At 46.5% G+C, this 4731-nt stretch carries 5 protein-coding genes and 1 pseudogene; 1 reads left to right on the top strand and 5 read right to left on the bottom strand.

Annotated elements, in window-relative coordinates; translation table 11 throughout:
- Positions 1-30: 30 nt before the first annotated feature.
- The 3 genes and pseudogenes from CX664_RS28460 to CX664_RS27530 form a co-directional block, all read right to left on the bottom strand.
- Positions 31-306, bottom strand: coding sequence for a reverse transcriptase domain-containing protein (locus tag CX664_RS28460; RefSeq protein WP_441081356.1), 276 nt, complete (start codon positions 304-306; stop codon positions 31-33).
- Positions 307-1029: 723 nt separating this feature from the next.
- The gene (locus CX664_RS17035; protein WP_101747905.1) at positions 1030-1713 is read right to left on the bottom strand and encodes a COG3415 family protein; all 684 of its coding nucleotides are present in this window, start codon (positions 1711-1713) and stop codon (positions 1030-1032) included.
- 287 nt (positions 1714-2000) lie between these two features.
- Positions 2001-2248, bottom strand: a pseudogene (locus tag CX664_RS27530) (transposase); the annotation flags it as partial.
- 657 nt (positions 2249-2905) lie between these two features.
- On the opposite strand from CX664_RS27530, the gene CX664_RS17030 reads away from it, so the two are divergent.
- Entirely contained in the window at positions 2906-3487 is a 582-nt protein-coding gene (locus CX664_RS17030) for a hypothetical protein (RefSeq protein WP_146000086.1), read from the top strand.
- A gap of 111 nt (positions 3488-3598) precedes the next feature.
- Here CX664_RS17030 and CX664_RS26510 read toward each other — a convergent pair whose 3' ends face one another.
- Together CX664_RS26510 and CX664_RS17025 are read right to left on the bottom strand one after the other, a co-directional pair.
- Complete coding sequence (locus CX664_RS26510) at positions 3599-3754, bottom strand: hypothetical protein (RefSeq protein ID WP_163372365.1); 156 nt, start codon at positions 3752-3754, stop codon at positions 3599-3601.
- A 300-nt stretch (positions 3755-4054) separates the two neighbouring features.
- Positions 4055-4390, bottom strand: coding sequence for a hypothetical protein (locus CX664_RS17025; protein WP_101747903.1), 336 nt, complete (start codon positions 4388-4390; stop codon positions 4055-4057).
- Positions 4391-4731: the final 341 nt, after the last annotated feature.

Genomic DNA, 4731 nt, shown 5'->3' with positions numbered 1-4731 from the left:
AGCCAGAAATATACGATTCCATTTGGCCAACTACTTACGAATCGCATGGTGAACACTGCGTTCTGGCCTGAAGCCATAGGATAGACGATGGAAGTCGTTTTCCCAGATAGGATCCATGACCATCAGCATGGCTCTTTGCACAATGCGGTCCCTGAGGGTAGGAATCCCCAAGGGTCTCATTTTGCCATTAGCTTTCGGGATATAGACCCGCCGAGCTGGCAAAGGTTGATAGGTTCCATTCAGTAACTGTTCACGAATGGCCAGAATAAGCTGAGGGAGACGACCTTCAAGCGATATCTTCGTCATGCCGTCAACCCCTGGCGTATGAGCACCAGATGAGGCCAGTGTGATACGAGCGGCTTCCTGCAGCCAAATCGGTTCAGCAATTAATCGTAAGAGACGGTCAAACCGTCGACTTTCATCCTTGGTTGCCCATGTTGCTAACTTGCATTGCATTTCTCTGATTATCAAAGGTCTTCACCTCGTTCTCTTAAAGAGGGTCAGATAATTTGCCCTGCAAATCTGCTGAGCTGTTCCCCTTTGCCATGTAATGGGCTTTCCCCATCTCGGACTACTACGGGAACTCTGCCGGCCTGTTCATCATCGGAGCCATACTTCCTTAACATCTGAACAGACCTTCCTCGGTCGATTTACCTGGACTCAAACGTGTCGGGGAGGCTGCCGGTCGCAGTCTTTACCCTTGCTTGCCGCAAGTCGATACAAAGCTTATGGACTGGTTGAGTGAACTCCATAAGACCACTGTTACCAGCCTATTTGTCTGGCTCAGATTGCAGCTTCAGCGCTACCTATGCTTCTGCTGTCTTTGTATTCCACCTGTTAAGCCGTGTAGGAGGAGGCGACATTTCAACCCACAGATGCGGATTAACCGGTTCGTGTTCCTCAACCTTCCGACACTCAGTCTTGAGAACCATCTTGGCGTAACGGCTTCGCCTCAGTTCCCGTTGTCAGCGAGTTACATCACCCTGCCAGTGTGCGGCAGGTCACTGTCGCTCAGACTCATGTCTCCCCTCAACGGGAAACAGCTGCTATGTTGTTCTTCCTGAACGGTGCATAACAGATTCCAGATAAACTCGTGATCCGGTGACTGGCTTCTTGCCAGCTCCGGATTCCGAGCACACTATAACTGATATCCCAACACCAAACCTGGTAAGGGCCTGTGGCAATATGGGTTGTTGGCTTCTTGCTCTTTGAGCGCTTTTTCGTCCGTCCACGATGATGAAGCTGACCATGTTTTTTCAGCACCCGATAAAAGCTGGATTCCGAAGCCACCACGTACACGCCCTTATCGGCAAGCGCAGGTACGATTTGTGACGGCGGGAGGCTCGCATTTTCCTTTTGATTACAGATGTCCAGAATACGCAGCTCCTCCTCGGCGGTCAGTTTATTAGAAGGCTCAGGACGCAAGGCATCCAGGCGTTTGTCAACCAACACCACACCGTTATCATCGCGCCAATGATTCAGTGTTTTCAGGGAGATTCCCAGTTGCTCAGCCGCCTTCCAACGGGAAGCGCCATTTGCTGTGGCTTCATCAAACCAGGTCAGCAGTTGTTGGCGTTCATTTACAGGAGTCAGTTGTCCTCGCTGTTTATCCCGTAGAAGGCATCGAGCTTTTTTGACAGCACCAGCAAAGCTGCGGTTTCTGCCAGCGCCTTGTCCTTTCGATGGAGCTCTTTTTCCAGTGCCTGAATACATTTGCGTTCTTGTTGTATCTGCTTGTTTTCAGTGCGAGCGCGCTGGCAAACCTGGTCTGCACCGGCAATACAAGCCTGCTTCCAGTCTTTTATCTGCTGAGGATAAAGCCCTTTTTTACGACAAGAAGTAGTTGGCCAAATGGAATCGTATATTTCTGGCTAAGTGGACAGTTACTATGCAAGGCACAACGCAGGGAGCATAGCCGTAGCTATGTGACCGGAGTTGTAACGCCGCAGAGTGACTGTCCACTTAGTCAGAAAATATGATTTCATTTGGTTAACTACTTATTCATTCAACTCGGTTTCCGATAAAGTCGCTGTTTCAACAACGACAGCAAACTTGGCTTCAACAGACCATTGATCCGACTTATGTTCATTCCCAGGCACAGGTAAACCTTTATCCCGTAACGTCTTCCGCCAATTGTACAACGTTTGCTAATGCCTTCCTCTCTGGCCACATCAGGCACTGAACGATTATGTGGAGGCAACAGTTTCTTCACAACCGCAGCTTTACGTTCTTTTGGATAACTCGGCACATTAAACTTCTGCCGCCCACTGTCTAACTATTTTGGTTAATCAGCAGCCGGGACAACTATCCTGACACAGTGGGGGCGAAAGGGAGGAACTTTTATAAGAAAGCGTGGTCTTAATCTGTAATTCGATAGTTCAATAATTCAATGGATCAAATCAATCAACTTCCTTCATTCGATGCTTCTTTTTCTTATCTTTGTTCCAGCGCATCAGGTTTAGTAGATCAAGAACAGCAATTTGGTACCACCGAACAGCAGCCTATTTATCAAGGCATACCAGTTCAAGTGATGAACCCTATTCCTACTTACAATAGCGGACCAGATACATATCAAAATGAAGCTAATCATTCTATTTCATTGAATGAATATAATATTACATCCCTGACAAACTTCGATTCAGAAAACGCTTCTGGAACAGGTATTCCAGAGATACCACAATCTATTCTTGATGAATATGTCCCTTACCAGCCTAATGATAAACCCGTTAATAATCCATTATTACTAACACCAAGTACTCCCTTTCAGGAGCTAATATCGTGGGACGAGCTTGAAATTAGAGAGCAAACAACGGCGAATCATACAAGCTCAGGTTTACATAATGTTTCTGCCGGAACTCATAGTTCACAAGATTTACGGCCAGTTGCTGTCGTTAATCCGTTATACATGCACCAAGCGACAAGTGATAACCAAACAACCCAGGCAGAAGTTAATGTTGAGGGCAGTTCTTCACTTGCCGAGCGCAAAAGAGAGTGCCAAGGGAAGCTTCGCAAGGATCCCGCTTACGCCGAGCGCGTTAGGGAGCGCAGAAGGAAGCGCCAAAGAGAGCGCTACCAGACAGATCCCGTTTACGCCGAGCGCGTTAGGGAGCGCAAAAGGAAGCTTCAAAGGGAGCGCTACCAGACAGATCCCGCTTACGCCGAGCGCGTTAGGGAGCGCAAAAGGGAGCTTTGCAAAGATCCCGCTTACGCCGAGCGCGAAAGGGAGCGCAAAAGGGAGCTCCAAAGAGAGCTTCGCAAAGATCCCGCTTACGCCGAGCGCGAAAGGGAGCGCCAAAGGGAGCGCCAAAGGGAGCGCTACCAGACAGATCCCATTTACGCCGAGCGCGAAAGGGAGCGCAAAAGGGAGCGCCAAAGAGAGCTTCGCAAAGATCCCGCTTACGCCGAGCGCGAAAGGGAGCGCAAAAAGCAGTATCGTCAGTCAGTCAATTCAGCTAAAAACTCAGATGATTTTGCCACTGATTTCTAATTTAACTGAAACGACCCAGAGTTCCAGTAAAAATTCAGAAGGTACTGCCCCCCCGCTTTTCAGTCGTCAAGCTGAAGGAATATTTACAGTCCCGATCGCCTCCTCTCAGCCTTAGTGAACGGTTAGCAATCGAAGGGTAAGAAGGTAATGGTCGCTATCGTCCGGGTAGGCAAACGGCATAAGCTGTTGTGCCTCAATGGGAGCCCCATTATTAGAACGATCAAAGATAACGGAAAACTGCCGGTTATCCGGGAGCGTTAGAGTCATCGTTTTATTGGCCGCTGTCCTTCAAAGCATAAAATGGCCGATCCGGGCATTTCCCCTGAAAAAATAGAGTACAATAGTCTCATATAGAGAATTTACCCGATAATTCCGGCCAATTTATGCTTGTAATCTGAGATAGCGGATCAATTTATTCTGTATTTTCCGCCACTTTATGTTTGGCAGCATTGTGTAACTGAGACAGTTTATCTGGTACAAATGTACTCTATAAAATAGAAGTGGAGGTCTTTATAAAGGAGGACGTTCATGCACATTTTTACTCAAATAAATCAGTAAAAATATCCATTAGAAGGTAGGATTCGGAATTTCAATTTTTGTATGAAAAAAACAGATATTTAAAAATTCAGGACGGAAGACTAATAAGTCCATAAGAACAAATGACAGGTAGTCGTAATCGCAGTCCAGATAGGCTTTTAACAATGCGGCACGTAGAACAGATTCTGCTGACAGGCCATTTCTGCCAGTGTTTTGTTTGTCACCAGAATTCAAGTCTTCATAAACCCGGTCATTGAACTGCGGATGAGCATCAAGCCACTGAGATATTCCGGAAAGCTGAGTACAGATTTCATGAGGAACGTAATGAAGTTCCATACTACACTGCGGGTTACGTTTTTTGCGCATTTGAAGCCCTCTGTTTTTAGCATTCCCTGATGTTTACTGGCCTTGGGAAGGCTAGCTGTAAAAAGCAGAGGTGCTTCAATTATTTTTCAAGATAAATTTTAAAGTTTTCAATTGGTTGTGTTTTTGGACGAGAGCTAGTTGTAACCATTCGCTAAATCTATTATTCAAGCATCAATAGCCCTGTTCAGCTATCCTTGATAGATGCTTGAAATCACTACGCCTGAATGCACTTCAGAAATCCTGTACCCTTTCAGTTCTGCTTGAAATTTATCTTGAAAAATAATTGAAGCACCTCTGCTTTTTACAGCTAGCCTTCCCAAGGCCAGTAAACATCAGGGAAT

This window comes from Endozoicomonas acroporae (assembly GCF_002864045.1).
GTDB classification, from domain to species: domain Bacteria; phylum Pseudomonadota; class Gammaproteobacteria; order Pseudomonadales; family Endozoicomonadaceae; genus Endozoicomonas; species Endozoicomonas acroporae.
This window is presented reverse-complemented; position numbering and strand designations above follow the sequence as displayed.

What these genes read in the sequence shown, in the direction of transcription:
- CX664_RS17025 (WP_101747903.1), bottom strand. Translation starts at nt 4,390, where the DNA reads ATGCGCAAAAAACGTAACCCGCAGTGTAGTATGGAACTTCATTACGTT.
- CX664_RS28460 (WP_441081356.1), bottom strand. Translation starts at nt 306, where the DNA reads ATGACGAAGATATCGCTTGAAGGTCGTCTCCCTCAGCTTATTCTGGCC.
- CX664_RS17035 (WP_101747905.1), bottom strand. Translation starts at nt 1,713, where the DNA reads ATGTATTCAGGCACTGGAAAAAGAGCTCCATCGAAAGGACAAGGCGCT.
- CX664_RS17030 (WP_146000086.1), top strand. Translation starts at nt 2,906, where the DNA reads ATGCACCAAGCGACAAGTGATAACCAAACAACCCAGGCAGAAGTTAAT.
- CX664_RS26510 (WP_163372365.1), bottom strand. Translation starts at nt 3,754, where the DNA reads ATGACTCTAACGCTCCCGGATAACCGGCAGTTTTCCGTTATCTTTGAT.